The 26056-nt window shown below is 37.6% G+C and carries 32 protein-coding genes and 1 tRNA gene; 9 read left to right on the top strand and 24 right to left on the bottom strand.

Features of this window, described 5'->3' with window-relative positions:
* The first annotated feature begins 8 nt into the window (after positions 1-8).
* From bsdcttw_RS01105 to bsdcttw_RS01075, 7 genes are read left to right on the top strand one after another with little or no spacing between them, the layout of a single operon-like run.
* Positions 9-842: a sugar phosphate isomerase/epimerase family protein gene (locus bsdcttw_RS01105; protein WP_185257622.1), complete on the top strand. Its 834-nt coding sequence runs from the start codon at positions 9-11 to the stop codon at positions 840-842.
* Between the two features lie 26 nt (positions 843-868).
* On the top strand, positions 869-2287 hold the full coding sequence (locus bsdcttw_RS01100; RefSeq protein ID WP_185257621.1) for a YfcC family protein: 1419 nt from the start codon (positions 869-871) through the stop codon (positions 2285-2287).
* A gap of 36 nt (positions 2288-2323) precedes the next feature.
* On the top strand, positions 2324-3292 hold the full coding sequence (locus bsdcttw_RS01095; protein ID WP_185257620.1) for an SIS domain-containing protein: 969 nt from the start codon (positions 2324-2326) through the stop codon (positions 3290-3292).
* Between the two features lie 17 nt (positions 3293-3309).
* Positions 3310-4167 (top strand): PfkB family carbohydrate kinase, encoded by an 858-nt coding sequence (locus bsdcttw_RS01090; protein WP_185257619.1) that lies wholly within the window; start codon positions 3310-3312, stop codon positions 4165-4167.
* On the top strand, positions 4148-4975 hold the full coding sequence (gene frlD, locus bsdcttw_RS01085) for a fructoselysine 6-kinase (RefSeq protein WP_225903758.1): 828 nt from the start codon (positions 4148-4150) through the stop codon (positions 4973-4975). The genes bsdcttw_RS01090 and frlD overlap by 20 nt, the downstream gene beginning before the upstream one ends.
* Before the next feature lie 21 nt (positions 4976-4996).
* A complete protein-coding gene (locus bsdcttw_RS01080) occupies positions 4997-5857 on the top strand; it encodes an amidohydrolase family protein (RefSeq protein ID WP_185257618.1) in 861 nt (286 codons plus the stop codon).
* Positions 5851-6279 (top strand): secondary thiamine-phosphate synthase enzyme YjbQ, encoded by a 429-nt coding sequence (locus tag bsdcttw_RS01075; RefSeq protein WP_185257617.1) that lies wholly within the window; start codon positions 5851-5853, stop codon positions 6277-6279. The genes bsdcttw_RS01080 and bsdcttw_RS01075 overlap by 7 nt, the downstream gene beginning before the upstream one ends.
* 241 nt (positions 6280-6520) lie before the next feature.
* On the opposite strand, the gene bsdcttw_RS01070 is transcribed toward bsdcttw_RS01075, so the two are convergent.
* Positions 6521-7108, bottom strand: a complete 588-nt coding sequence (locus bsdcttw_RS01070; RefSeq protein ID WP_185257616.1) for a hypothetical protein — start codon at positions 7106-7108, stop codon at positions 6521-6523.
* A 223-nt stretch (positions 7109-7331) separates the two neighbouring features.
* On the opposite strand from bsdcttw_RS01070, the gene bsdcttw_RS01065 reads away from it, so the two are divergent.
* Positions 7332-7402 (top strand) — tRNA-Gly (locus tag bsdcttw_RS01065).
* A 131-nt stretch (positions 7403-7533) separates the two neighbouring features.
* Here bsdcttw_RS01065 and bsdcttw_RS01060 read toward each other — a convergent pair.
* From bsdcttw_RS01060 to bsdcttw_RS01035, 6 genes are all read right to left on the bottom strand, one after another.
* Positions 7534-8307 carry a VCBS repeat-containing protein gene (locus bsdcttw_RS01060; protein WP_225903757.1) on the bottom strand — a complete coding sequence of 258 codons (774 nt, stop codon included), beginning with the start codon at positions 8305-8307 and terminating at the stop codon, positions 7534-7536.
* A gap of 117 nt (positions 8308-8424) precedes the next feature.
* Positions 8425-9021 (bottom strand): hypothetical protein, encoded by a 597-nt coding sequence (locus bsdcttw_RS01055; RefSeq protein WP_185257615.1) that lies wholly within the window; start codon positions 9019-9021, stop codon positions 8425-8427.
* Positions 9022-9380: 359 nt separating this feature from the next.
* Positions 9381-9656 carry a GNAT family N-acetyltransferase gene (locus tag bsdcttw_RS01050; protein ID WP_185259643.1) on the bottom strand — a complete coding sequence of 92 codons (276 nt, stop codon included), beginning with the start codon at positions 9654-9656 and terminating at the stop codon, positions 9381-9383.
* A 48-nt stretch (positions 9657-9704) separates the two neighbouring features.
* The gene (locus tag bsdcttw_RS01045) at positions 9705-9932 is read right to left on the bottom strand and encodes a hypothetical protein (protein WP_185257614.1); all 228 of its coding nucleotides are present in this window, start codon (positions 9930-9932) and stop codon (positions 9705-9707) included.
* A 97-nt stretch (positions 9933-10029) separates the two neighbouring features.
* The gene (locus tag bsdcttw_RS01040; RefSeq protein ID WP_185257613.1) at positions 10030-10485 is read right to left on the bottom strand and encodes a hypothetical protein; all 456 of its coding nucleotides are present in this window, start codon (positions 10483-10485) and stop codon (positions 10030-10032) included.
* Between the two features lie 576 nt (positions 10486-11061).
* The gene (locus bsdcttw_RS01035) at positions 11062-12480 is read right to left on the bottom strand and encodes an MDR family MFS transporter (protein WP_185257612.1); all 1419 of its coding nucleotides are present in this window, start codon (positions 12478-12480) and stop codon (positions 11062-11064) included.
* A gap of 170 nt (positions 12481-12650) precedes the next feature.
* On the opposite strand from bsdcttw_RS01035, the gene bsdcttw_RS01030 reads away from it, so the two are divergent.
* Entirely contained in the window at positions 12651-13406 is a 756-nt protein-coding gene (locus bsdcttw_RS01030; protein WP_185257611.1) for a MerR family transcriptional regulator, read from the top strand.
* 315 nt (positions 13407-13721) lie between these two features.
* Here the strand turns inward: bsdcttw_RS01030 and bsdcttw_RS01025 are convergent, their stop codons facing one another.
* The 17 genes from bsdcttw_RS01025 to bsdcttw_RS00945 all read right to left on the bottom strand — a co-directional run bounded on the left by bsdcttw_RS01025 (position 13722) and on the right by bsdcttw_RS00945 (position 26044).
* Positions 13722-14489, bottom strand: a complete 768-nt coding sequence (locus tag bsdcttw_RS01025) for a GNAT family N-acetyltransferase (RefSeq protein WP_185257610.1) — start codon at positions 14487-14489, stop codon at positions 13722-13724.
* Positions 14490-14564: 75 nt separating this feature from the next.
* The gene (locus tag bsdcttw_RS01020) at positions 14565-15062 is read right to left on the bottom strand and encodes a hypothetical protein (protein WP_225903756.1); all 498 of its coding nucleotides are present in this window, start codon (positions 15060-15062) and stop codon (positions 14565-14567) included.
* Between the two features lie 34 nt (positions 15063-15096).
* Entirely contained in the window at positions 15097-15804 is a 708-nt protein-coding gene (locus bsdcttw_RS01015) for a DUF5131 family protein (protein WP_185257609.1), read from the bottom strand.
* A 2-nt stretch (positions 15805-15806) separates the two neighbouring features.
* Complete coding sequence (locus tag bsdcttw_RS01010) at positions 15807-16274, bottom strand: hypothetical protein (RefSeq protein WP_185257608.1); 468 nt, start codon at positions 16272-16274, stop codon at positions 15807-15809.
* Positions 16275-16351: 77 nt separating this feature from the next.
* Entirely contained in the window at positions 16352-17107 is a 756-nt protein-coding gene (locus bsdcttw_RS01005) for a nucleotidyltransferase domain-containing protein (protein WP_185257607.1), read from the bottom strand.
* 36 nt (positions 17108-17143) lie between these two features.
* Positions 17144-17569, bottom strand: a complete 426-nt coding sequence (locus tag bsdcttw_RS01000; protein WP_185257606.1) for a VOC family protein — start codon at positions 17567-17569, stop codon at positions 17144-17146.
* A 100-nt stretch (positions 17570-17669) separates the two neighbouring features.
* Positions 17670-18461: a hypothetical protein gene (locus tag bsdcttw_RS00995; protein ID WP_185259641.1), complete on the bottom strand. Its 792-nt coding sequence runs from the start codon at positions 18459-18461 to the stop codon at positions 17670-17672.
* A gap of 23 nt (positions 18462-18484) precedes the next feature.
* Positions 18485-18949 carry a GyrI-like domain-containing protein gene (locus bsdcttw_RS00990; protein WP_185257605.1) on the bottom strand — a complete coding sequence of 155 codons (465 nt, stop codon included), beginning with the start codon at positions 18947-18949 and terminating at the stop codon, positions 18485-18487.
* 184 nt (positions 18950-19133) lie between these two features.
* The gene (locus bsdcttw_RS00985; RefSeq protein ID WP_185257604.1) at positions 19134-19751 is read right to left on the bottom strand and encodes a C39 family peptidase; all 618 of its coding nucleotides are present in this window, start codon (positions 19749-19751) and stop codon (positions 19134-19136) included.
* A gap of 19 nt (positions 19752-19770) precedes the next feature.
* On the bottom strand, positions 19771-20724 hold the full coding sequence (locus tag bsdcttw_RS00980; protein WP_207726474.1) for a hypothetical protein: 954 nt from the start codon (positions 20722-20724) through the stop codon (positions 19771-19773).
* 38 nt (positions 20725-20762) lie between these two features.
* Positions 20763-21551 carry a nucleotidyltransferase domain-containing protein gene (locus tag bsdcttw_RS00975; RefSeq protein ID WP_185257602.1) on the bottom strand — a complete coding sequence of 263 codons (789 nt, stop codon included), beginning with the start codon at positions 21549-21551 and terminating at the stop codon, positions 20763-20765.
* Positions 21552-21637: 86 nt separating this feature from the next.
* On the bottom strand, positions 21638-22450 hold the full coding sequence (locus bsdcttw_RS00970; RefSeq protein WP_185257601.1) for a phosphate ABC transporter ATPase: 813 nt from the start codon (positions 22448-22450) through the stop codon (positions 21638-21640).
* Positions 22451-22485: 35 nt separating this feature from the next.
* Entirely contained in the window at positions 22486-22866 is a 381-nt protein-coding gene (locus tag bsdcttw_RS00965) for an SdpI family protein (protein WP_185257600.1), read from the bottom strand.
* A gap of 54 nt (positions 22867-22920) precedes the next feature.
* On the bottom strand, positions 22921-23433 hold the full coding sequence (locus bsdcttw_RS00960; protein ID WP_185257599.1) for a DinB family protein: 513 nt from the start codon (positions 23431-23433) through the stop codon (positions 22921-22923).
* Positions 23434-23472: 39 nt separating this feature from the next.
* Entirely contained in the window at positions 23473-24015 is a 543-nt protein-coding gene (locus bsdcttw_RS00955; RefSeq protein ID WP_185257598.1) for a YcxB family protein, read from the bottom strand.
* 134 nt (positions 24016-24149) lie between these two features.
* Positions 24150-24818, bottom strand: a complete 669-nt coding sequence (locus tag bsdcttw_RS00950) for an HAD family hydrolase (protein WP_185257597.1) — start codon at positions 24816-24818, stop codon at positions 24150-24152.
* 98 nt (positions 24819-24916) lie between these two features.
* Positions 24917-26044, bottom strand: a complete 1128-nt coding sequence (locus bsdcttw_RS00945) for a hypothetical protein (protein WP_185257596.1) — start codon at positions 26042-26044, stop codon at positions 24917-24919.
* Between the last annotated feature and the right edge of the window lie 12 nt (positions 26045-26056).

Genomic DNA, 26056 nt, shown 5'->3' with positions numbered 1-26056 from the left:
GAAAAGAAATGAAACTAATTGACAGAGAACAGATAGCTGCCATGAATATTCATTATCTCTATTATTCTTTGGAATATTTTTTAGATACCCAGGCGGCATTAGGAGTAAAGACTATCGAATTATGGCCCGGAGCTCCCCACTTCTTTCTGGATTCCATGACCTATTCTGACTGCAGGGAAATAAGGCATAAAATTGAATCTCGCGGGCTTACGGCAAGAATCATCACGCCGGAGAACTGTACCTATCAATATCAGTTTGCAGCTCAAGTACCTGAAATCTATGAGAAAAGCTTTCAGTATTTTAAGAATGGATTAAAAGCAGGAGCAGAGCTTGGCTGCAAGATCATGGCAATCAATTCCGGTTGGGGGTATTGGAACGAGGACAGGGAGGAAGCCTGGAAACGTTCTGCCAATATGCTTGCGAGGCTGGCGGAAGAAGCTAAAAAAGAAGGCATCTGCCTTGCGATGGAATCTTTAAGGCCACAGGAGTCTCAACTGGTAACGACGCTTGGCAATACAAAAAGGATGTTCGATGAAATCAATCATCCTCATTTAAAAGTAATGATTGATACCACTGCAATGGGGGTTGCAGGAGAAACCTTGGAGGAATGGTTTGATGTTTTTGGAGAAGACATCATACATATGCATTTTATTGATGGAAATCCATATGGACATCTTATCTGGGGAGACGGAAATCATGATTTAGAGAGCTGGTTAAAAGTACTTGATCAGAGAGGGTATAAAGGTTACTTAGGACAGGAAATTACGGATTTTGATTATTTTGAAAAGCCGGATTCCCATGATATGCGAAATATGGCAGCTTATGAACCATTTATTAGATAAAAACTGTATTGGAGAGAGGTACGATTATGACTGAAAAGAAAAGATTTAAAATCGCTTTGCCCCATGTTTATACCTTAGCATTTGTATTAATTGTTGTATTTGCAATAATGACTTGGATCTTACCAAGCGGACAGTTTCAAAGACAATTAATCGATACGCCGGCAGGCGAAAGGGAAGTAGCAATTTCCGGAACCTATAAAGTAATTGAAAAAGTGAGTAACGACGGAGCTGATCTGCGTCAGGGGTTGTTAGAAATTCTGATGGCACCTACCAGGGGGATTCAGGCAGCTGCCGATGTGGTAGCCTTTATTCTTTTAATTGGCGGAACCTTTCAGATTCTGACAAAGACCAATGCCATGAATATGGGAATCCGCAGAGTAATCAGAAAACTTCAGGGAAAAGAGGTATTGCTCATCCCGATATTGATGCTACTGTTTGGTATCGGCGGAACTACATTTGGCATGTCGGAAGAAGTCATTCCATTTTACATTATGCTCATTCCCATATTCTTTGCAATGGGTTATGATTCCATGACCACCTTTATGGTCGTATTTTTAGGACCCCAGATCGGTTATGCAGCTTCCACCACCAATCCCTTTAACGTACTTATTGCTCAGGGAGTTGCAGGAATTCAGGGAAATCCTCAGCTAATCTACCGCTTTATCTGGTGGATTATCATGATGACCATCTCCATTATCTTTGTTATGCGCTATGCATCAAAGGTCCATAAGAATCCGACCAGTTCCATTACCTACAAAGATGATCTGCTTAAGAAACAGGAATTTGCAATGGATGAAGAGAACACAGAATTTTCCCTCCGTCACAAATTAGTACTTGGCATTTTTGCTCTTGGCATGGGTACAATTGTGTTCGGCATCTTAAAATACCACTGGTACATGGATGAAATATCTGCCATATTCCTAATCATGGGTATCTTAATGGGTATTGCAGGCGGTCTGAAAGAAAAAGAAATAGCCGAAGAATTTGTAACTGGAGTCAAGGATCTGGCATTTGCTGCCGTAGTAGTTGGTGTCTGCCGTGGTATCTTAGTAGTTGCTGAAGGCGGAATGATTATTGATACCATATTAAACACTTTATCCAACAGCCTTGCCAATATCGGCAGCGTGGCATTTACAACAGTTATGTATCTGGTACAGTCCCTGCTTTCTATCCTGGTACCTTCCTCTTCTGCCCTAGCTTCCCTTACCATGCCTATTATGGCTCCGCTATGCGACTTACAGGGAGTTAATCCGGAAGCAAGTGTCACAGTTATGCAATTTGCAAATCAGCTGACGAATATGATCAGCCCCACCGCAGGTATGACCGTAGCCGGACTTGCAGTTTGTAAGATTACCTTTGGACAATGGTGGAAAACAATCTGGAAATTCTTTATCGTTATCACAATTTTAGCTATGGTATTCTGTGCAATTTCCGCACAGCTTTAACATAAACAATGAAATAAATTTTATGGAGGATAAACAATGAATGCAAGAGAATTAGTACAACAAATATTAAAAAAACATGGGGAAATCAAGGATATTTATTTTGTTGCCTGCGGCGGCTCTTTGGTCGATTTATATCCGGGTTTCTATTTTATACAAGCAGAATCAGAAACCATGCATGGAGCTTGGTATACCAGTAAAGAATTTGTGATTGCTCCGCCGAAACATCTGGGTAAAAACAGTCTTGTATTTATCTGTTCCCACGGCGGTAATACAAAGGAAACTGTAGAAGCAGCTCATCTGGGTAAAAACAGTGGGGCGGCTGTCATTACCATGACACACAATCCGAATTCAGCCTGCAATGATGATTCCATGATACCTGTAGTTTATGATTGGTCAGATACAGTGAATGAAAAGGATAAACCCCAGGGAATCGTACTTCGTGTCCTGAACGAACTCATGAAAGTACAGGAACCGAATTATAAATTATATGATGGGATTGCAGACGGCATTGAAAAAATTGACGGCATTGTACGCGCGGCAGTAAATAAGGTAAAGAACCGCACCTGGGTATTCGCGGAAAAATATGCGGACGAACCTTTCCTATATATTATGGGTTCCGGTGCTTCTTATTCCCAAGCTTACGGATTTTCTATCTGCTCCCTCCAGGAAATGCAGTGGATGGATTGCTGTTACCTGCATTCCGGAGAATACTTCCATGGACCCTTTGAAGTAACAGATGAAGATCATTTATATATCCTTCTGATGAGTAAAGGTCCGAACCGCGTCATGGATGAAAGAGCACTTACCTTCTTAAAGAAATATGCTAAGAAATATGAAGTGATAGATGCGGAAGAATTGGGTATCGGTGCAATAGATGATTCCTGCGTGGAATACTTTAACCCTATCCTCTTTTATGCGATGAGTGTTGCTTACCGCACCGGCCTGCAGGATAAACGCCGCCATCCTTTGGATATGAGACGCTATATGGGTGTAGTGGAATATTAATAGAAAGAGGTATGATTATGGGTAAATATAATGTAAATGTATTAGGTTTCGGTGATAATGTCGTAGATAAATATGAACATTTAAAAACCATGTATCCGGGCGGAAATTGTGTGAATTTTGCTGTCTATGCAAATATGTTCGGAGCAGCCAGAAGCGCTTATATGGGGTACTTTGGAAATGATAAGGAAGCTGAACATGTAATAAATACACTTCAGGAGATTGGCATCGAAATGATAAAGTGTCAGCAGCTGGATGGGGAAAACGGATGTGCAAGAGCGACTTTAATAGATGGGGACAGAGTATTCTTAGGTTCCAATGAAGGTGGTATCCGCGGAGAAACTCCTTTTATTCTGGATCAGTTTGATTTGGAGTATATCAGGCAATTCGACCTGGTACATTCCGGTAATTACTGTTTTATGGAAAAAGAGCTGTATAAAATTAAGAAAGCAGGCATTTTTATTTCCTATGACTTTTCCGATGATTCTACGGACGAGTATTACAGGGAGGTCGCTCCTGATGTAGATTTTGCCTTTTGCTCCTTTGACGGAACCGAAGAAGAAACCAAGGAACGCTTAAAATGGATCGTTTCTCTTGGACCTAAGCTTGCCTGTGCTTCCAGAGGTGCTGACGGATGTATTTTATTTGACGGGGAGCAGTTCTATCAACAGCCGGCAGAACCAATCGAAAAGGTAGTGGATACTATGGGTGCCGGTGATTCCTTAATTACTTCCTTCCTGGTGGGCTACCTTGACCGCTTGAAAAAAGGCTGCAGCCGTGACTTAGCAATCAGGGAAAGCTTATCAGAAGCTGCCAGGTTTGCTGCAAAAATATGTTGTATCGACGGAGCGTTTGGCTATGGAAAAAAATATGATTAAGGAAAGAATCCCGGATATAAAAGCAATTGGTGTAGGTTTCTCCTGTGTTGATGTTTATGAAAAACTCAATAAATTCTATCCCACCGGAAACGGTGTGGATTGGGGCATTCACTTAAAACGTTTGGGAGTTCCCGTAAGTATCTTAAGTGTTGTAGGAACGGATATCTATGGGGAAAAGATGCGGGAAGCATTAGAAAAGGAAGGAATTGATATTTCCCACCTGCATACTGCTAAAGGTGAAACTTGTAAAATGATGATGGACTTAATCAATGGCATAGACCGGGTTCATTTAGAAGCAATTGACGGCGTTATGCTGGATTTTAAGCTTACAGAGGAAGATAAGGAATATATCAAGAATTTTCAGTTTATGCATACGGACCTTTTTGGAAATGTATTGAATGATCTTGCGGAGATTAGAGCTGCCGGCGTAAAAGTAGTAATGGATTTTTCTACTTTTTGTGAGGATCCTCAATATAACCGAGAAGAGAATTACAAAAATGTAGATTACGCATTTTTATCCTATGACAAAGAAGATGAATATATTAAGAGCCTCCTAAAGAAGATTCGTTCCTTCGGAGCAAAGATCGTTACTGCCACTTTAGGTGAAAATGGAAGCATTAGCTATGATGGTGAAAACTTTTACCGCCAGGGTATTGTGCCGGTAAAAGTCGTAAATACCGTTGGTGCAGGAGATTCCTATATAGCCGGTTTTACATACGGCATCATGATGGGATGGGATATTCCTGCCTGTATGGAATTTGGTGCAAAGATCAGTGCAGAGGTTGTAACAAGATTTGAACCATATTAATTACGGGAAAGGAGGAAACCTATGATTATTGATATGCATATACACCCCATCTATTACAAATCCATTTGTAATAACCCCGAGGAATTGGAGTTCCGTTCCAGAGCATTTGGTGTATACAAACAGTCTCCTTATGATTATGAAGAGATGTTTGTTGAAATGGAATACGGCAGGGTAGACAAAGCTGCTCTCCTGCCCTTAGACTTAACCACAACCGAAGGAGGCTGTATCGTAACCAATGACCAGATAGCACAACTGGTATCAGAGCATCCGGAGCGGTTTATTGGCTTTGCAAGTGTTGATCCCCACAGAAACGACGCACTTGAAGTGCTGGATTATGCCTTTGGCACTCTTAAGCTGAAAGGATTGAAACTAAATCCGGCAAAACAGCATTTTTACCCAATGGATGATTGTATGCAGCCAATATATCAAAAATGTCTGGAATATAATAAGCCTGTTATCTTCCATGCGGGGCTTAGTTGGGAGCCTGACTGCATAACGGAATATGCCCATCCCTTAAAGTTTGAAGGGGTTGCTGTGAAATATCCGAACCTCCGTATCTGTCTGGCTCATTTCGCCTGGCCCTTTGTACGGGAGACGGTTATGTTGATGATTAAATATCCTAATGTTTATACCGACACTTCCGTCTTATATATGGATTCACCGGAAGAATCCATGATGCGGCTGTTTACGGTTGATATGGGACCTTTATGGACAGAAAGGGCACTGTACAACCAGATTATGTTCGGTTCAAACGGCCCCCGATTCCGGCAGTTTAAATTACTTCGGGCCTTGGATAAAGTACCTATGAGGGAATATGCAAGAGAGAACATCTATTATAAGAATGCTTTGAGATTCTTAGGAGAGGAGGCGGCAGAATGGTAGACCTGCAGAAAATTACCTGGATGAGCAGAAAACCGGAGCAGTTTCATATGATTACCAAAGAAGTTCATGATATCGTTGAAAAAAGCCCGGTAAAGAACGGATTGGTACTGGTTGTAACTGCTCATACCACCACAGGAATCATGGTAAATGAAGGGCTCCCCTGTGTAGAAACAGATATTTCAGATACCCTGACCCGAATTGTACCTTTGGAGGCAGATTATGCCCATGCCCATTTCCTTCCCAGTTATGGTGCCACAGGAAATAACTCTACCGGACATATAAAAAGTCTTATCTGTGGAAATCATTGCGTATTTCCGGTAGTAGACGGAAAGATTATCTGCGGTGGTGCCCAGGATATCTATATTGTAGAATTCGACGGGCCTCAGACCAGAAAAGTATTTGTGGAAGTGTTTGGTGATTAATGGATACTCTGTTGTTTATCGGATAAGGCGGTACAATAGAAACAGGTTACATCTGCTGAAAGAGAAAATCAAGTAAGAGGCGGTGACTAGCCACCATCCTCTCCCACTGCCCTGGGATTCGAGACTTACACCCGTTTAGATATATGCCTGCCAGGCACAAATTAAGAAAGGCCAAGCATCACAGAAATGTTCTGGATGCATGGCCTTTTAATTTATTTATAGAAATAAATCTCCCTCACTATTAATATCTTGCCTCACGTTGTTTTGAAGTTCTAACGCTTGCGGGTATAGATACCACCTTTTGAAGGGGTTTCCAGACAGCAAATGCAATTGTAAAGTCAATCATACTATGAATAATGGTGCCGACTCCTACTAATAAAATGACTGAGAAAAGGTATCCTTTATCATAATAACCGCTGGTCATGTTATTTCCCCAATAGAAAAAGGTAACTACGGTAACCTCGCAAACAGCATGAATTAATGCCATCAGTAAACCGAATGTTACAAATCCGCCGGTCGTGTTCAAGAAATTCTTATTCTTCTTAAGCAGGATAGAGCCAACTACCGCAAATACAATATGGGATAATGCTCTTAAAACAACAACGATCGGAAAGATTCCTGCCAGCAAAAATCCAATGGCGGAAATAATCGCTACTGCTACTGCAATATAAGGTGAAATGAACATTGCTATAAAGATGGGCACATGACTTGCTAGGGTAAAGGATGCAGGCTCTAATATAAATTTAGGCGCAAACATCGGAATCAGAATGGCAATAGCCGAAAGCAGTGCTGCAATGGTCATGGTTTGTACGGAATTCTTAGTATTCATGTTAGATGTCCCCCGTTTTTGGTTTTAATGATTAAAGAAAGTCAGCTACTTTACTCTTAAATGTTACTATCATGTTAGCTGTCTTGTCACCTGTAATTGACTGTAGTTTACAGTAAAATGAGTGCACTGTCAAGTATAAAAATATCGAATTAAAAATTTTGCTGATTTTACAGTTGAATTTTCCTTTATATGGATTTATAATAGGGGTACGTTCCAATCATATGCGGATATGGTTCACTGGCAGAATGCGAGCTTCCCAAGCTTGAGACGCGGGTTCGATTCCCGTTATCCGCTGTTAAAAAAAAGGTACTATAACCCTTGGTTTTGAGGGATATAGTACCTTTTTTATTACTGTAGATGAACCATAAGAAGCGAAGATTGCAAGAATAAAAGTGTGAATCCAATGGTGAATGTGTATTTACTTCTCATCCTACCGGTGGATTCAAAAGCAGGCCCGGTATCACGGCTGACATCCGTGTAGAATAAAATTCTTTTCCATCCCACGAGAGTACATTCTCGATATACCCCAAGGTATCACTGTTTATAGGTCCAATGATCCGTTGATATACCAAAAGCTCATAGGCATTTACTTCTTCGTTCTGAATAAATGGCATTATCGCATTTACACCCAGAACATCCCCTTGAATCGGCATTTTTAACATACCCGATTCATCATAATACTGTGATACGTATTCATCGCCTTTGTAACTTACATCCAATACAAATAGTTTATCATGGTTGACATTGTATACCACAACCCTATAAAGATCAATGTAATCCACCTTATACTGAAACAAGGCATTATATTGATTAAAGTTAAAAATTTCTGTGGGTATATTATTAATATAAGCATAGATATAAAAATAGCCATAACCGCCGCTGCCGCCTGAATTTATACTTAATTTAATATCATCCACACCATCTGCTGTAAAATCACCGAGAAATAACCTGGGATTATATCCGGCATTAAAATCCGGAGTAATGGTGCTGTTTTTACCTGAATATCCATCCTCAATAACGATTGAAATATTATCTACAAAACTTGATTTTGTGTCCGCTGTTTTACTGCCATATAAATATACTTTATCAGGAATACCATCACCAGTCACATCTCCCTCTTGCATTGTAAGAAGATATCTATTCTTCATTAAATCCTCTTCATATGGCAGCATATCATTTTTTCTAATCTGTTGGCTCATATCATCGCCTCCAATAAAAATTCAATTCTTAAGAGCTGTTTTGGCAGATGTGCAGGCGATCTGTCAAATACCCCCGTCATGCAAAAGCTAATTGCAGGACCAGGGGTATAATTAATTTTATAGAACCTGCACCAAGTAAGCAGGAGATTGAGGAGGAATGCTAAGGGTCTCGTATATGGCATGTTCCACCCGTACTTTCTGCCCAGGTTGAATTGCTTCTAATGGAATGGCGTTACCATTTTGATCCAGAATCATTGTTTCATCAGAAATGTTGAACATCATCTGATCATACATGTCATAGGGGTTTCCGGTGAGAAGGAGACCATTAATTGTATCAACACTTACAACACGGTCCGTTGTTATATAAAAAGAAGCTTCTTCTTGCAATACTAAAATCCGGTACGCGCTTGATTGAGGGGGAATACTTCTTGTCACTGCAGAAGAGAAATCTGCATCTATTCGCATTCCCTCTTGTAAATCATACATATTAAGTGATATTCCCTTTTCATCGATGATAATGGTGTTATTCGCTACATTTAGCCTGATTTCCTGCATGCTAGTCATATTGTTCTCGTCGCTTACTTCGTAATATATTAAAATATACCCTGTACTTTCTGTGTTTGCAGCAACTTCCTCAATTAGAGCGTTATCTACATGTATTATTGTTTCACCTGGAAATATCATACCCTGTGGAGCGGAACTAGTATAATTCATAATTATCCTCGAATACAAATTATTCTAGTTATAATATATGTTAGTTCAACAAGAAGTTACGGCTTCCGGTATAATAAAATGGTGCATTAGGATAACGGGCTACCGAAGGACCGCTATTTTCTTCGCCCGTGACATAAATCATGTTACTGATTTGTCACCTGGCGACTATGTCCTTCCCATCTGACAAACAATAAATAAGGACTTCCCGGGTTTCGTACATATTCGATTCCCGTTATCCGCTGTAATAAAAAAGTAGTTACTGCACTGGTTTTAGTGTAGTAACTACTTTTTTGTTATGTAAATATAGAAGACGCAGTGAGAATAAAAGTACTAATCTTCTGGTGAGGGAATTTTTCTCACTACATTACTCCATTCTTATTCCATTTAATAGAAGTCTTATAACCAAGTTTTTCATACCATGGTGCTACACCTGTAAAGTGAATATAACTATAATTATATCCTTCATCTTTTAGAATCTGAGTTACATTCTTAACCATTGTCAACCCAATTCCTTTATTACGATATTCTGGAAGCGTTCCAACGCAACCTGGTCCTCCTATTTTAATTTCGCGTCCACTTATGTTGCGTACACCCATATCCTCAATAAGGCAGAAACTCGCAACTTTTCCATCTATATATCCACAATATACTCTATGTTTACCGTTATAAGATTGTGTCCAATATTATACAACTTTTCCTACTGCTTCCTTTAATTCATCAAGGTCTCCATTATAATATCCAAAGGAAATACTATCGTCTAATTTCCTATCATATTTCTTTGGCTCAAATTTATCCAAATGAAGAATCATTTCATCACAAATCCATTGGTCTGGAAGATTGCGAATATTTTCCCTTTCAAAAAAATTTGGATACATGCAGTCCAATAGTGATATGTAATCCTGTTTATTCATGTGCTTTTTCTCCTAATAAATATAATAGGCAGTTTATGTTCCTTACAAAGTTGGAATTTATCGCTTTATGTTATGCTTATTTGGTACTATGGATTACTTATTCTTTGACTTTACATAAATAATACATCTCTGGGAATTCCATATCAAAAATTCCCTCAGGATATATTTCTACAAAGAGAGATGTATCTATTGGGATATTATTCTGTTTCGCCCAATTTTCACCCTCTACATATTTCTTGCCACATTTCTCACCTAACAATTTATCAATGTTTTCAGCATTAAAATGATTTTGTATATATTTACCTTCTGGGACGGTAAATGTTGTATATTCATGGCTTTGTTCATCATCTATTACTTCGATACCTATAAAATAATACTCGTTAGGATGACTTCCAATCCAAAGCCCATAATGTGAACAATGTTCCTTTTTACCTTTAGCAATGTTTTTCATATCATCAATTTTGCCATATAATTCGTATCCGCTTTTTGCACCAAAAACTTTAATTCCCTTTTCAATAGTTATGACTTTAAATTCGTTTTTTTCAATATACAAACTATTTCTCCTCCTGAATATAATAAAATAATCCGCACTTCAAACTGTCTAACAAATAAATACCACTTATATTTTTTCAAAGTATATATCTTATGAATATCTTCTACTTCGCATTATTGCTATTATCAGAAATTAAATTTCTTATCTAAGAATTACTCTTTTATCATTCGAAATCAATTTAACCATATTTTACCACTATTATTGACAAATTAAAATACTTACTTACAGTTGGTAAGTTACCCAGCAAACATTAGTAATTTATGTAATATAACTCGGATACCAAACGACGCCCATTATCTTAAAATAAAACATTATTCACTAACAAACTGTCTCTTTGCGACCATGTCCTGACCATTTGACAAGTATCAAGCAAATCTACTACTAACAAACTGTCACCTGGCGACCCTGTCCTAACCAAATAACAATCATTAAATAAGCCCTTCCCTGTTTTTTGTACATATTCGATTCCCGTTCTCCGCTATAAAGATTCAGAGCATCAGCCCAAAAGCTGATGCTCTATTTATATGCCATATTTACAATTTCCTAGCAGCGCTTAACTATTTTCAATTAAATAAACTATTTCTCAACTTTCTTGTTCGTCAAAAATATAGTCGGAATAAACAATACCAAGCTAAGGACTAAGGCTACCTTGAAACCATCGTGATAAGCAGTGGTCATGAGCGGAATTGTTGGTACTTTGCCTTGGATTGAAAAGCTGACAACCGTTGCAAGCACTGCTGAACCAAATGCTCCACCAATATTTTGCATGAGTCTGGTTCCGACACTTGCTTGCGCAATTTCTTGTTTAACCATGCCAGTGTATGCATCCGTCATCATTGGAATGGTGACACCACCGATTCCTATACCACGAACCAATAAGACAACGCACACAACAATGAGTGAAGATGTCTTACCAAAGAGGACAAATGGTATTGTACCAGCAATGGCTAAAATCAAACTTATCAGGACAACCTTACGAGCACCGAATTTATCCGTTAGCTTACCAATCAACGGGCGGGCAGCTAACATCCCAATACCTTGGGGAATCAAGATTAATCCAGTATTCAGTACTGAGAAGCCCTTAATGTTTTGGAAAAATAAAGGCAATAGTAACATTGGACCGTTGGTGGCAATCCCTGCAAGAAACAAGCCTACCATTACAGCACTGAAACTTTTGGACTTAAATAAGTGCAATGGTAGAATTGCATGTTCCTTTTTGATAGCAGCGTATATGATATAAATTGCTAGAAGTACGACTCCGGCAACAATGCAGCCAATAGTCGTGCTGTTATTGAAGGCAGCATTTTTCGCAGCTTTTGTAATCCCATAGATCAAAATTGCTGAACTGGCACCTAATAATAGGATACCAATAAAGTCGAATTTTGCTTTCTTGTTAACCGGCGTGAAGTTAGGTAACTTTAAAATCATCAAAGCGATGGCAAGAATACCAATTGGTACATTAACAAAGAAAATGTAACGCCATGATAAGAATTGGACAATTACTGCTCCAATAACCGGTCCAAGGATTGGGCCCAATACCATTGGGATACCAACGGTTGACATCAACCGGCCTACTCGTTCGCTGCCGGCGACTTCAATACACAAAGTAGTCACCAATGTCATAATAAAGCCGGAACTGATACCTTGAATAATTCGGAAAATAATCAGTGAATGAATACTCCAGCTAAGTCCCGAAGTAATCGAAGCAGCTAAGAATAACATATTGGCACCAATCATTAACCATTTACCATTGAATCGTTGGACTATCCAACCTACAAATGGTACTGAAATTGCCATAGCTAATACATATCCTGTTATTACCCATTGAATTGAATCAAGTCCGGTACTAAAATCATTACTCAAATGCTTAATGGCAATGTTGACCATCGTTGAATCAAATAATGGCATAATTGCTCCAAGCACTAAAATCCAGGCAATGTTCATAATGTTCTTTGGTATCGGCTCAAGTTCCGGAGCCTTTTTATTTTTACTCATCTTAAATAAATCCTCCTTATTATTGCGGTGTTTTCCTTATTGTTATTTTGCTTTACAAAGCACCGCTTATGACTTATTATGAGAGCATAATCTATAACGTTGCGTTCGAGTCAACTAGTTTTTAATAAAATATTTCAATGGCTAGTTAATCAGAGAAAGAAGGAAGAAAATTGAAAAGCGTTAATGAAGTGAGTAAACTGTCCGGTGTTAGCCGCCGCACTTTACAATATTATGATGAAATCGGATTATTGCCGCCCAGTGAGGTGAAAGAATCGGGTTACCGCTATTATGACGAGGAGAGTTTGCGCCGCTTATGGAGCATTTTATTTTATAAGGAGCTCGGCTTTTCTCTTCATGACATTCAGTTAATTCTTGAAAATCCAAAGGAAATGGAAAAGGAGTTACTGCGGCAACACAAACAAGTTCTTATGGAAAAACAAGCTCAATTGCAGAAGATGATACAATCAGTTGATAGTATTTTAAATGATAAGTTTGATATTTTAATGCTTAGAGACTTTGAGAAAAATCGTATTGAAATATTAAAGAAAACCTACGCAAATGAAATCCGAGCTTTTTTAGAAAGTTCCTTTTTTCTTCCATTAGTGAAAAGCGGCATATTACAGAGCCGTACATCTCTTATTAAAAACGCCTCAAATATAATGAACCTGGATTTTGGCAAGATCATTAATCTCTGCGGGGATGTCATACAAAAGTTTCGTGAGGCCATGAAGGACGGCCCAGAGAGTTTACCTGCAAAAGAGGCGGTTACTGTTTATAGAGAATTATTGACCATGTGGGTTCCCTGTGATGATGCCACTTTTCGTGAAATCGGGCAGGCTTATTTGACATATAAAGAAGGTTTAGACCAAAAGACACCGGGACTTGCTGAATTTGTACATGAGGCTATTTTGCATATCTATCCATAATTAGAATGAACATATTCAATCGTAGTAAAGCGTAACATATTACGTACTTTCTAGGTATTCGCTTCTCGTTATCTGCTGAAATAAAAGCCATGCCATACCATTTTTCAGGTATAGCATGGCTATATTGTACTTCCAATAAGAATATTAGGAGCATAAAATATTATCCCTACTACATATTCTTTCCTTTTTTCTTTGAACTCATATAAGTTATTGAAATAGCAACGGCTAACCCCATGACTATCCAAGGCAGAGCTGCTCCAAAAAAATCTAACATCTTAGTTACCTCCCGTATCCTATATTTATTTACTAATGAACCTACTTGTTCATATTTGCAATAAAATCATTTGTTTTTGCGGTAACCTGGACCCACGCCGGTCTGAAGCCGCTTTTAACCGCATTTCTCGCTGACTTAATATTGGACCAGGCGCAGCAATAGAACGGTACGATATTCCTGTCTAGTACTTCACTGGCAAGTATACTTGTAAGACTGGAAGCAATCCCTTGCTGTCTGTATTCAGGCAATACATCGACTCCTATCTGCCACATCGTATCGCAATCCGCAGAACACCCAGCAAGGCCGATTAGTTTACCACGGTCATATGCACCAACAGCCAACTTGTCTAACTGCTTGCGGTCGTTACATAACGCATTACTCCATTCCGGCAAATAATATTCTTCAAACATTCCTTCTTCCAGAATCTTAGTTTCATAATTACAGGCTAAGGGTTTAATAGAATCCATGTCCGGTAAGAAATATTCCGCCATAAAGCAGATATTTAGTTGAAAATCTTTGAGCCTTTCCATTAATACGTGTAAGTTAGGTGTTTCAAGACAATGCTCAACAGGAAATTTGTTTATATATTCACTTACTATATCTACTAATTCCTCAGAAACAGAGGCTACTATGTTACTTCCATAGGATGTCAAATCACAGTAAAATGGCAACTCCAAATACCTTCTGGCATCGGAATTTTTTTCAGAGATTACTATTATATTCTCAGTCTTTCTAAAATCATCTATGCTGCAATTGCTGTCAATAGCGGATTGCTGCAGCGCAATCCTCATGATTTCTTTATTTGTCATACCTTCTCCTCTTAGTATACGTTATTCATAACTTATAGGAACCTCTTATGAATAAACAATCTGTATAACCTGCCTTTACCTTGCATTTTGGTGGGTTACATAAATATGTCCAATTCCAAAAGCAACAGCGCTTATTACTAACAAGTAGTGCCTAGAGGTTATCCCGCTTAATAGAAAGATTGCCGTCGGTATAACCGCAAGGGTCATGCTTTTCCAAAAAGTTATTTTATGAAAATACAGAATCCAGATGCACCAATATAAAATCAAAAACACTGTGTTACCAACAAAATAAGTTATATATGCCTCTGCTGAGGGGAAACCAAACTCAGCCAAGCCAATATTGAAAATAATGAGAAACATTGATGAATATCTGCCTATTTGTTCAATCCAACTCATTACTTTATTTTTGCATTTATTCTCAATACCATGAAACTTTACAGCATAGATAATGTTGGGGAGTAACATCAATATAACAATTACTAAACCAAATAGATTTATCCAACTTGCTTTGTTATTTTCAGCAATCAATATAGATACCGGTCCATCAGAACCGCCAATCACGGTGATATTCATATTTTAACTCCTCCGGTCTTTGGTACAGACAAGCCTAAAAATTAATGTCTGCCTTTTTGGCTTGACTGCAAAGCTGCTGAACTTTAAGGGTATAATTTTTCCCATCTTTCACAAAATGTGTACCGCATTGTCTAAATTCAAAATGAGTATCTGTATTGATGCATTGGGATCTTAGTGACAATACCCAATCATAGTTCAAAGGCCGTGCATTGTAATCTGATTCACCGCCAACCACCACAAGTTCAACATCATCAAGGTATTTTTCAATATCGACCTGCTCTATAAGAGGCTGACAAATAACATTTTTATGCTTGATTAGCAGCTTACTAAAAATAGACAGTCTGTAATCTGCCATTTCCTGATTTTCTATGGTACATCCCACCGTAACATTATCATAGCCAGCTCCCCAATCATCAGGAATACAATCCTGAAAACGTTCTATCCGTTTTGTTAAGAAAATAAAATGCAGGTCTGACCGTTCTTTTATCATTTGCCAGCAAGCAACTCTCCAAGCATCTGCATCAGGCAGTAAAAAATCAGAGGAAAAGCATAAATAGACTACTTGTCCCCCTTTGATTCGGTATTCACCTTTTTTATTTTTCTCGATAGGAGCCCTAAATTTATCTGTTTGTATAATGTCGTTCGTATCAATGCCTCGTTTGCTATCGCCCTTATGTATATAACAGAATCTGCAGCCTTCACTATACTTGTGGCAGCCTCTCCATGGATTCCACACCGCCATAATTAAAACCTTGATTTTTCATAGTTATATGGAACACTGGTTCCAGCAACTACATCTTCAATTTTTTCAAGGATTAACCAATCGTCCATATTACCTTGATGTTCAAAAGTAAGGGCCGGCTCAATAGTTCTTATATCGGAAAATTCAACAAGACACAGGCACTTTTTATGCCAGCGCTCCTTTTGTTTATCAGTTAAGTTTAGTTTGCTTTGATTCTCCTCAAGAATTTTTACAATTTCATCATCCGTGAGCTTGGCATAATTTTGAACAGCTTTAACTGTTGCCTGAACAGATATTTCAGTAGTTCCCTTTTCCATGAAATACAAAGTCTCACCTTCAAACACTCTGCTATGTGGGATTTTTCGGCCGGCAGCGCCTCTCACTACCATCGTCTTTGTTCCGTTCAGAATTTTATTCAGGACGCGTTCTCCTGTCTTTCCGGAATTATCACAATAAACTAAATGCACCATATAAGGGCTCTCCTTCTTATTATATCATAATGAATCCAGTTCGGTTTCAAATATATATTGAAATGTTCCTATGTGTCTCAATAAAGTTCTTCATGCAGTTCCTGATACCATTCTTCTGCGTCCTTTATTCTAACTTCCATCTCATCCAAGGATTTCACTTGAATCAACTTCTCCAGACGAGCAACCACTACCCTTGGCATATGCATTGAGATATGAAGTAAATAATGGTATGGATATAAAGGGGTATACTTTAATCTCAAAAGCATAACAAGAGGCTCAATAACAAACTTATTGTAATATGCGTAACTTTCCGGGAAAGTGCCTCTGCTAATATATTTTCTTACCCGGAGATGCTGGCTGTATCTGTAATCACATTCCTGTTTACAATTTTCTTTGTTTTTAATAATTTCCTGAGCATCAGCTTCTTCAAATCGTATAACCTCGTCTTTATCAAATATAACCAGGGCTCCTTCTACGATATCATTCTTAATGTAATGATATTCCTTTCTGTCCCTTGAGTGGAGCTGCCAATTAAAGTCCAATACCAAATACGGACTTGAACCCTTTATATGATATACAATCTGACCAAGCTTCGGATGATCATTTCCGGTTTCGTCCCGCTCATCCAGCTCACCTAATTTTCTTAGGGCAGTTTCAACATGGTCCAAAGCATCTTTTACATAGTCATCTTCAACATCAATCCAGTAATCGATATCTGAATATTCGTCCGCATGTCCCATAGCAAAGGAACCCTCTAACCATAATGCATATATGTAAGGAAATGGCTGCAGCTCATTTTTAAGTATAGCTGTAATTTCTTTTTCTGTAATCATTCTGCCTCCGGTAATTTGTGAATTACTTGATGATTTTTATAACAACCCAAATTGGGGACTCTCAATTATTGATTTCATTTGACATAAGCAAAAAGGGTGTCCGGCAGGGTCAAGCATAACTCTCCAATCATCAGAAAATTGCTCCTCTGCAATTACTGCTCCACAATGAATTGCATGTTGAACTGCTTTCTCCAAATCATTTACAGCAAAGTCCAGATGTGCCATCTGCTGTTGGGCATCCGGCTTTTCCGGCCACACAGGCGGTTTATACTCAGGGTTTTGTTGAAATAATATAGAAGGATAGGTTCCCTGATAGGTCCCTGGTGCATACACACATGCCCAGCCTTCATCCATAGACATTACTTCCCAATTAAGTAAAGCCCCATAAAATTTTGCTAACTCATGGGGGTCTTTGCAATCCATCGTAAACGAATACATTTTAATCTTCAATTCCTCATCCATAATATTAATACCTCCTCTTTTAATTTAACAACTAGTAAAACCTCAATTTCTTATTGACTTTATTAATATAACGGGAAGTTATATTGACTTCTCGTTTTGCTCATCCTATGAATTTCGAATAGAAGAGTTCATTTGCTTTTTGGGTAAACAAAGACGGAGTCCACTGTATACTCGATTCAAAGTCATTTGCCGTAATAGTAGCAAGTAGACAATCCTGTAATGGGAGCCTGTCCTTTACCTTAACCAGGTGTAATCCATCACGAGTTACTAATCCGGCTGCAAATATTTTCTTCACATCGAAATATAATCTTACACCTGGTATATAATTAATATCTGGATCAATACAGACATATCCAAGGTTATGGGAATTTACAACAAGTTCACCACAACCGTCAAGTACATCCAACATAATGTAATCAGAATAATCCTTCGGCTCATTCAGTGGTTTTAATCCAATTTCATTTACCGCTCTGTTATTCTTCTTTAATAAATTAGGGGATAATAATCCTCCATCTTGCTTAATTGACTCCCAGGCAGACAGCGTTGTACTGTGTACCATATATTTTTCATCAGTACTGCGGTATTCAATCCGGTGTGATGTTTTGTGGAAGAGCTCAATTATATCTTCCGCATTCATGCCTAAGCATACTTTTATTATTACATTTCTTTGATAAGAGGTTTCATAATTTAAAAAGTCAAATAAACGTATGTAATTTTTGTCAGCATCCGGAGAGAATCTAATCACATGCAGCTTTGATTCAGGATAGACATTCGTAAAATAAGTTATGCTTGGATCGTATATAAAGGATGACCAATTTTCATCGTATGTACCGTCGGTTGTAAATGGATTCCTTTTAGTAGGACTCCAATCAGAATTTGCTATGTATATCAATTTATCACCTTTCACCATAATTACTATATTGCTACAATAGGAACAAAATTATCAGTTAGATGATATCCCATCTTTGTATTAAATATTTTTGGTGTTATTACATGAGACATTGTATAGCGCGTTGTTATATCGTTATTAGTAGTTGATAATTCAAAGCAACCACTTTCAATAACCCATTTGCGAATCTGTTCTTTTGTATTATTGCAATCTTCCTCCGTGTCCTTCGATGTTGCAACCGCATATAGACCACCTGGAAAATCTATTAATTTATATTTATCAAAGTTATTATAATTATCAGGTACAGCGAAAACCCATTCCATACATTTCTCTTTCTCGTTATACCACATAAAGTCACGCGGTGTGATATAATGACTTACGTCTATTTTTGACCACCATTTATCAAAGGCCTCAAATTCCTCCATGTTAGTTATTGCCCCTGAGCTTACTACTTTTAATTGCGGTATTTTGATTATTCTTATATTCTGCATGAAATGTCCTCCCATTTAATTGTTTTATTTGATTAATCCGTATTTACGATCCAGAGAAATTGTTAACAAAATACCCATCCTATTAAGGATAACATAAAGGAAATTCCCTTGTAAACAAATGGGCTACTCATTGTTTTCCATCCATATGCTTTATCCAGTATCACTAAATGTATCTAACCTCGAATTACTTCTTTGAACTAACTGTGATATATACATTTTTATAAAAGGGCATCTTCCAATCACTTGTATTCCAAATCTCTTTGAACTCAGAAATCGATACCTGGCGGTTGCAGCTCATATCCTCTACATTCACTAACTCTTTAAGGGATTCTGCTATATAAAAATATTCTTCATCATATCCAATAACAGGAACAAAATGCAAATAACTTTGATCTTTATGTACTTTAATAAATACGATAACAGGAATATCTTTGCTAACCTCTTTTTTCAGCTCTGCTATCGTTCCAATACGAAGGGTGGCTTTAAGGCCTTGTTGATTTAACAACCTTACAACCCCTTTTGGATAAACACATCCATTTTTCATTTTATTCGGCATTATTTTATAGAGGTCTTCCCCATTCACCTGCATTCCTAAATGCCGCATGAGGTATGCCGTGGAATACCCGGAACATTCAAAGTTTTGTTGAATGTTGATAACATTTTCACTTTTTATAATATGTGCTGGGGGATAACTTTTTTTTGAAATGGTTGGTATGGGAACTCCCATAAGTATACAATTAATGATAGTAGCTATTACCAGCCAGCTTATGATGGAACAAGTAATCCAGTATATTTGTATCATATCTACCTCTATTTTTGTCTCATTTACTTCCTGCCAACATTTCCAGCATATCTTTTATCTGAGAAAGGGTCCCTTCCATTAAATTCATGCAAACACTTCTGCCCTTTTCACCTGTCATAGCACTAACATGACATTCGTGAACCAACCCGTCTATTAACAGCATCTTTTCACTTGTGGTTTTACACAGCAGCCAGTTATCCGTAAAAGCGTTAAATATTTCTGTAGCGCGTCCTCCGGGCACATTATTTGCGTTACAACTGCGGCGGTATTCCCGGTATGTATAATAGTATCCGCATGGGCAGGCTATCAGGCCGGTATAACTGACGGCTTTATGCACTGCATTGCAGTGATGACAGATTATTTCACCTCTTTCTAAACCTTCACGGGTATCTCTGGCCTGCTTGCAGCGGGCATAAAAGGTGTATCCGATTTCATCCAGCAAATGTTCATCCAGAAGACCTTTTGCTTCGTCCTGATATAGTTTGACTAACTTATTTCGCGATACTTTTTCAGCCCATTTACATTTATTAAACTTTGAAAGATCAATGTTTTCAGTCAGCTCCTTAAGTTCCTCTTTCTCACGAGCCATACGAGCCTTTGACCTGTTTATTTGATTTGCTTTTTTCGCAGCTGTTAATAGTGCATATCTTTCTTCATAACCATCTTCATATTTTTCCTTGCATCTTTCAAGCAGGTCATTTAAAGAATCCTCATCTATAACAGTTACACCTAAAGCCTTGAAAGAATTATCGCCGATAGTAACAAATAATAACTCAACACGATAATTTCGGCAATAGCCATATATCCAGCCGGAAGTTTTGTCAAAACGCGGGTAGTTATTATACACTTTATAACTGGACGCCATTATGTTGTCGAAAAGAAAAAAAAGCTCGCGAATTCTTTCCGGTAGAAACTCGATTAATTGCTCATAAGAAGGCTTAACATTCTTTGGGTATTGTTCTATCCATTTCATAAAGGCGTTATCCTTTCACAGAAGTGGGGTTTCGCTATTTACCATTCATTGATATTCGGTCTGGGGTTTCTCCACCATTGCTCGAAATCTGTTGTATACTGTGATAATACAACACCTATATCTTCCGGAAATTTGTAATCTATCAGCTTAAAGAAGCAGTCTACAAATTCGTCTCCATCCTTGATATTTTGGGATGCAGCAAATTTTTTACCAAGGCTTACAAGATGCTTGGTATCCGTTGATATAGAGTTTACAAATTCTTCAAGTCTACGATTGCTGGGAAATAATATATTATTTTGCTGTAATACCATACGATATATACTGTAGATTACTTCATTGGTGGCATGTAGCTGCATATAACCATCTACAGGACAGCTTTTTAAAAAGTAATAATAATTTAACCAAAAGTCTGAATAAAAAGATAACATTTTTTCATCTTTTTCCTTCTCTTGAAACACAGGGATTTTGGCTACAATATCAGGAATTTCTGAGTCCTTCGTAAACAGGACTTTTGCTTTCACAAAGGCATTTCTGGAAGGCTCACTTCCTTTTTCGGCTGCATCTTTTAAGAACTGCTTCGTCATATATTTTACATCGATATAACCGCTAGCATATGTACACAAATCATCAATTGTTTCTGCAGTAGCATTTCGAGCTTTTCGTTCTGCATATTTTTCATCAGAAATAACAACCATTGCATCTAAGTCGGAATCTTCCCTTTCACATCCTTTTGCTACAGATCCTCCAAAGACGAGCGCAATCACTTCTTCTTTCGCTGCAAAATAATTCTTCATATTTTCGATTGATTCTATATGATGCTGATACATTTGTTTCCTCCACTTTAATCATGAAATTTTTATTTATTTACTCTTTCCATAACATATCTCAAAAACGTTTTACCATTAATACCTCATCACTGAAGCGATTGAACAAGAGAATATACTTTTTCAGACCAGTCCCAAATATCCAAACCATTATTTTCTACATATACAATATTCTCATTTAACATATTAGGTATATATTTTTCTATTGCTTCCTTTGCTTCAACTGGCACTACAATTTTATATATCCAATCCTTTAAAATCACTTCATCTTTTACTTTCATCGGTAAAACACCATCACATATACAGGCAGGATGATTTATAAGCTCATCATATTTAAAATAAAATCTAATCCCAGGTGTAAAATGACTGCTTAAATCCTCCTCTGTTGGAAACCGTTTTAATTTTCGTTCCATGACCAGCCTGTCTCCTGCTTGGCAATTCCCCCATGCGAACATAATATACTCAAAGTAATCAGCTGGGTCGCCTGCTGCATTTCTATCCTCAGCCATCAGCTGTTCAACCGGTACTCTTCTGACATTTAGTGCCGATAAGAGACTTCCACACTTAAAAATACTTATAGCATTCTCTATGGATGTGGTATGGCAAACCAAATCAGTCATACATCCCTTTCGTTTTGGACATGCTGTACATTCTGAAATCTTATCCGGCTTTGGGATGCCCATATATTTCTCTTTTTGACTGAATGCTTCTTGAACCAAATGAAGTATTCTGCTTTCTTCACATACAATCTCACAGTTTCTTCCGTGATTCTTTTCATACTCAGCAAACTCCAGGATGTTGCGCAGTTCCCAATCGCTAATATTGGGGTAATTAGAAAGTTTTTTATATAGGACACCATCCCAAACTTCTGTAAATTCATGATTTCCTATATTTATTAACAAACTTCCTTCTCCTTATATTCCAATTACCTATATCTTCACTTACGCCTGTATCCATTTTTGTCAAAATGTCTTTTAAGTGCTATTTCCGTGGGAATAATTACACCAGTAAGAGGTATCATTTGAACAAAACATACTACCCCACCTACCGTCCCAACTACATTTTCTGTCCTTCCAATAATACAAAGCATAGGAATTACTGATATCGGCAGTAAAATCATTCCACTTATAAACCACAGCTTACCAAAGTAATTATGAGCAAAAACCCAGGTATCTCTATTTTTCATGGACATTGATGTTCTATACCCATATACTGCATTTATTTCTTTGGGTGCTTTTTTCCAAAAGCTTCTTCCATACCCAATCATCGTAACAGGAATTAGTAAATCAATAATCAACATAAAAATCCAAAATCCCATAGCAATATATCCTCTGCAACTTCCTGCACTTCTCTTATCACCGTGTAAATATGTTTACGACCCTTCCGGCTCATTATAGGCATACCAATCCGATTCCGGCAATCCCAATTCCCGCAAAATTCCATTTAAGTAGCCAATATTATACATGATATGTCTTATCTGTCCTATAATTACATCCGCATAAGTAAATTGCGGATTATTTCCAAACACGGAAGTGCTCAATTTTTCATCATTTAGATTATCAAACAAGTAAGTAGATTTCTTTTGTATTACATCAAGGTATTCCAGCATTTTAACTTGAGAGATATATAATCCTTCATAACTCTCTGCATACAAATCGGTGGTATAAGCATCATCAAAAATCATTGAACGCCATTCACTATCATCATGTTTTTCCCGCATCCAGAAATCTATGTAATAAACATAGTGAAAAACCTGCTGCCAAAAAGGCACTTCGTTATAGGATTCGGCCCAGATATCCTCGGGACAAACCTTTACTAGTACTTGTGCCATATGAAATGTAGAATCAAACTGGCTTCGTAAAGTCTCTGTAATTAACCTATTCATAATAACCTCCTGTTTTATATAGTAACTTCATTCTTAAGCTTATTTTGTATCTTTTAATATCTCAGCTTTCCTATTAATAAACTCTAAAAATTTTTGTTTTTCCATTTCACCTGAAAAAGCGGTTATAGGAAGAATATATGCCTGTATAGAACTAATATAAATATAGATAGCTTTTTCTGTTACAGCAACTTTTTCAATTAATGAATACTTTGTTGTATTTTCCGTATTTGGCGTAATCTCATGAATTCTCTCATCATCGAACTTTAAGATGGCTTCGTTACTATAAGGGAGCCTGCCTTCCTTTTTTAATTTCATTATTCTCTTATTCATGGATTTAAGAATCTTCTTTTTGCTGTTAAACAACCACCAAATAGAAATAATCCCCAATATAATAGCCTCAACTATAATCAGACCCAAATCAGCCCCTGAAATACAAAATATAAATATGAGCATTAAAGATATGATGGGAGCGATAAAGCGATTTACACTCAAAAGTTTTTTTCCTGAAGGACTATTTAATAAATGATATTGATTAAATAATAAATAATCATCATCATCTAAATTAATTTTAAATTCAAACATAATTTTTACCTCTTATTCTATATATAATATACATCTTAATTTGCAGTTACCTATGTGTTAAATAATCGGAAACTGGGAATTTCATAAAATTCTTTCAATCAAAAGGTATATTCGAATTGAACAAACATTCAAGTTTACAACAAATTCAACACATCAAGGGGTCTTTCTAATTGAAAAAAGTCATGCTTTCGTTTTGAAGGTTGGGTTGTTCCTTCCTGTAAATACCAAACTGCTTGAACCGCTTTCATCCCAAGTTTTCTGGCTGCTTCCAATTCACTGCTGCCTCCATCTCCAATGTAAACACAGTTCTCTGCTTTCACAGATAGGCTCTCCAAACACCTCTTAAAAATTTCCTCTTCTGGTTTTTGAATCCCCTGTTCACAGGAAAGATAAACCGCATCAAAATATGTAAATAGTTCACTTCTTCGGATTACGTCCGCTTCCTCAGAAAAGCAGTTACTTATTAATCCAATCAAAAGTCCTTTTTCTTTCAATGCTGTAAGCATTGGTATAATTTCGGGATGTAAATATCTAAAACACTCTTCCTTTGCTGCTACACGCTTATCTACAATTTTCTTTAAGAGTGCTTCAGAATAACAATTGTTTTCTCTAAGTATTGATTCTAATGTTTTCTCAAATGTTAACTTTCCTATCGTGCGTTCATACTCAGTCGGCCGCCAGAGTGACTGGAATTTATCTTCCGGGATTCCTGCATCCTTAGCCATCTGGGCTCCAAAATATAGCGGAGTGTGATAGTGTGTAATTAAAGTTTCAAACATGTCAAAAATTACTGCTTGTATCATTCTGTTACCTTCCTGTCAATTCTGTTTTGCTATTTCACTTGCATTCTATAAGCCTAAGTAATATATTTAGCAGATAACTTTATATCCTTTTCTCGTTCTCAGAATTCTGCATTGCCACAAAGACATAATAATTGCACCGCCCAAAAAGTCAAATCGCATTCAAGGGCGTATTTACGTTTATAATCCGGTTCCAGACGTACATCAACATAAGGGGTTGGATATTCAATGTTCTTTGGGGAGTAGCGTTTGTTATGTGGCAAATCAAATCTCATTTTTAGTATGCCATCTCCACCTATAGCTTCCTCAATACCCGCTATAGAATCTTTTATCACCCCAACACTTTCACCTACACCAAGCATTGCGATTTCTGTCAGCAAGCGCCGATAAGTTATATTGTCAATTACATCTGAACGAAATGGCCGGACAGGGCTGTTTGACATATTTAGTGGAAAGGGAACATAATACTTCGAGCCGATCTTGACGTGAATAAGATTTGTCCCTTGTAGAATTGCATTATAATGATTAAGTGCATTCGCTATCAGCACTATATTTTCTGGCGTTCGCCATGCGTTTGTATAAGCCAAAGCTTCTAAATGGTATTGACCGGGAAAACTCGTATCTTCCTCGATATAGGGATAGTTATATTTCCCTTTGCTTTGACGTGTCTTCGTTATTTCATTGAGTGATGAAAGCGGTAATATACTCTCAAAGGCTTCCAGTGCAACATTCTGAAAAGGTTGTACATACTCGTCATCACCGTAACCTAGCATGGCCTGCATAGTATAGACTAAAATCATCAATGAAAATCCGCTGCGGATTCCACGGAACCGATTTTCATATCGCTCTACTTCAGGTGGGATATAGGAAAATTCTTTTCGCATAATTTCTTCGTCACGCATTGCTGCAACGAAATTTGCCACAACCGGGTGCGTTTTGGGTATAGCGAAATAGGACAGCAGCCTCGCAGCTGCTTCACCATCCTGCAAAGGTGTTTTGTGGAGTATCACCCCCCGCCAATTATCCCAACTGTGTGCTCCGCTGCCAATATATCCATTAGGCTTGACATAGCGCTCCAGTAGTTTAAAATTAGGCGTTTGATAGATTTGTTCCAATAGATTTTCTTCTTCTGTTTTCTTTAGATTGCAAAGAATTTCTTTCCGCAGCCTGTATTGAATTACCGGTCCTGCATTTTCGAGAAGAAAATCAATTGATTTTGATACTTTCATAATACCCTCCGC

It is taken from the genome of Anaerocolumna chitinilytica (assembly GCF_014218355.1).
Lineage (GTDB): Bacteria > Bacillota > Clostridia > Lachnospirales > Lachnospiraceae > Anaerocolumna > Anaerocolumna chitinilytica.
Note: the sequence above shows the minus strand (reverse complement) of the source record. Positions and strands in the feature narration are given on the sequence as shown.

Bases quoted from the DNA above. Each gene is read 5' to 3' on its own strand.
- bsdcttw_RS00975 (WP_185257602.1), bottom strand. From the start codon at position 21,551: ATGTATCAGCATCATATAGAATCAATCGAAAATATGAAGAATTATTTT.
- bsdcttw_RS01025 (WP_185257610.1), bottom strand. From the start codon at position 14,489: ATGACAAATAAAGAAATCATGAGGATTGCGCTGCAGCAATCCGCTATT.
- bsdcttw_RS01075 (WP_185257617.1), top strand. From the start codon at position 5,851: ATGGTAGACCTGCAGAAAATTACCTGGATGAGCAGAAAACCGGAGCAG.
- bsdcttw_RS01060 (WP_225903757.1), bottom strand. From the start codon at position 8,307: ATGAGCCAACAGATTAGAAAAAATGATATGCTGCCATATGAAGAGGAT.
- bsdcttw_RS01055 (WP_185257615.1), bottom strand. From the start codon at position 9,021: ATGAATTATACTAGTTCCGCTCCACAGGGTATGATATTTCCAGGTGAA.
- bsdcttw_RS00955 (WP_185257598.1), bottom strand. From the start codon at position 24,015: ATGTTTGAATTTAAAATTAATTTAGATGATGATGATTATTTATTATTT.
- bsdcttw_RS00945 (WP_185257596.1), bottom strand. From the start codon at position 26,044: ATGAAAGTATCAAAATCAATTGATTTTCTTCTCGAAAATGCAGGACCG.
- bsdcttw_RS01070 (WP_185257616.1), bottom strand. From the start codon at position 7,108: ATGAATACTAAGAATTCCGTACAAACCATGACCATTGCAGCACTGCTT.
- bsdcttw_RS01015 (WP_185257609.1), bottom strand. From the start codon at position 15,804: ATGGCGGTGTGGAATCCATGGAGAGGCTGCCACAAGTATAGTGAAGGC.
- bsdcttw_RS00985 (WP_185257604.1), bottom strand. From the start codon at position 19,751: ATGATACAAATATACTGGATTACTTGTTCCATCATAAGCTGGCTGGTA.
- bsdcttw_RS01020 (WP_225903756.1), bottom strand. From the start codon at position 15,062: ATGAATATCACCGTGATTGGCGGTTCTGATGGACCGGTATCTATATTG.
- bsdcttw_RS00960 (WP_185257599.1), bottom strand. From the start codon at position 23,433: ATGAATAGGTTAATTACAGAGACTTTACGAAGCCAGTTTGATTCTACA.
- bsdcttw_RS01035 (WP_185257612.1), bottom strand. From the start codon at position 12,480: ATGAGTAAAAATAAAAAGGCTCCGGAACTTGAGCCGATACCAAAGAAC.
- frlD (WP_225903758.1), top strand. From the start codon at position 4,148: ATGGAAAAAAATATGATTAAGGAAAGAATCCCGGATATAAAAGCAATT.
- bsdcttw_RS00990 (WP_185257605.1), bottom strand. From the start codon at position 18,949: ATGCAGAATATAAGAATAATCAAAATACCGCAATTAAAAGTAGTAAGC.
- bsdcttw_RS01010 (WP_185257608.1), bottom strand. From the start codon at position 16,274: ATGGTGCATTTAGTTTATTGTGATAATTCCGGAAAGACAGGAGAACGC.
- bsdcttw_RS01000 (WP_185257606.1), bottom strand. From the start codon at position 17,569: ATGGATGAGGAATTGAAGATTAAAATGTATTCGTTTACGATGGATTGC.
- bsdcttw_RS00950 (WP_185257597.1), bottom strand. From the start codon at position 24,818: ATGATACAAGCAGTAATTTTTGACATGTTTGAAACTTTAATTACACAC.
- bsdcttw_RS01005 (WP_185257607.1), bottom strand. From the start codon at position 17,107: ATGATTACAGAAAAAGAAATTACAGCTATACTTAAAAATGAGCTGCAG.
- bsdcttw_RS01080 (WP_185257618.1), top strand. From the start codon at position 4,997: ATGATTATTGATATGCATATACACCCCATCTATTACAAATCCATTTGT.
- bsdcttw_RS01045 (WP_185257614.1), bottom strand. From the start codon at position 9,932: ATGAATAAACAGGATTACATATCACTATTGGACTGCATGTATCCAAAT.
- bsdcttw_RS01095 (WP_185257620.1), top strand. From the start codon at position 2,324: ATGAATGCAAGAGAATTAGTACAACAAATATTAAAAAAACATGGGGAA.
- bsdcttw_RS00965 (WP_185257600.1), bottom strand. From the start codon at position 22,866: ATGGGATTTTGGATTTTTATGTTGATTATTGATTTACTAATTCCTGTT.
- bsdcttw_RS01100 (WP_185257621.1), top strand. From the start codon at position 869: ATGACTGAAAAGAAAAGATTTAAAATCGCTTTGCCCCATGTTTATACC.
- bsdcttw_RS01105 (WP_185257622.1), top strand. From the start codon at position 9: ATGAAACTAATTGACAGAGAACAGATAGCTGCCATGAATATTCATTAT.
- bsdcttw_RS00980 (WP_207726474.1), bottom strand. From the start codon at position 20,724: ATGAAATGGATAGAACAATACCCAAAGAATGTTAAGCCTTCTTATGAG.
- bsdcttw_RS01090 (WP_185257619.1), top strand. From the start codon at position 3,310: ATGGGTAAATATAATGTAAATGTATTAGGTTTCGGTGATAATGTCGTA.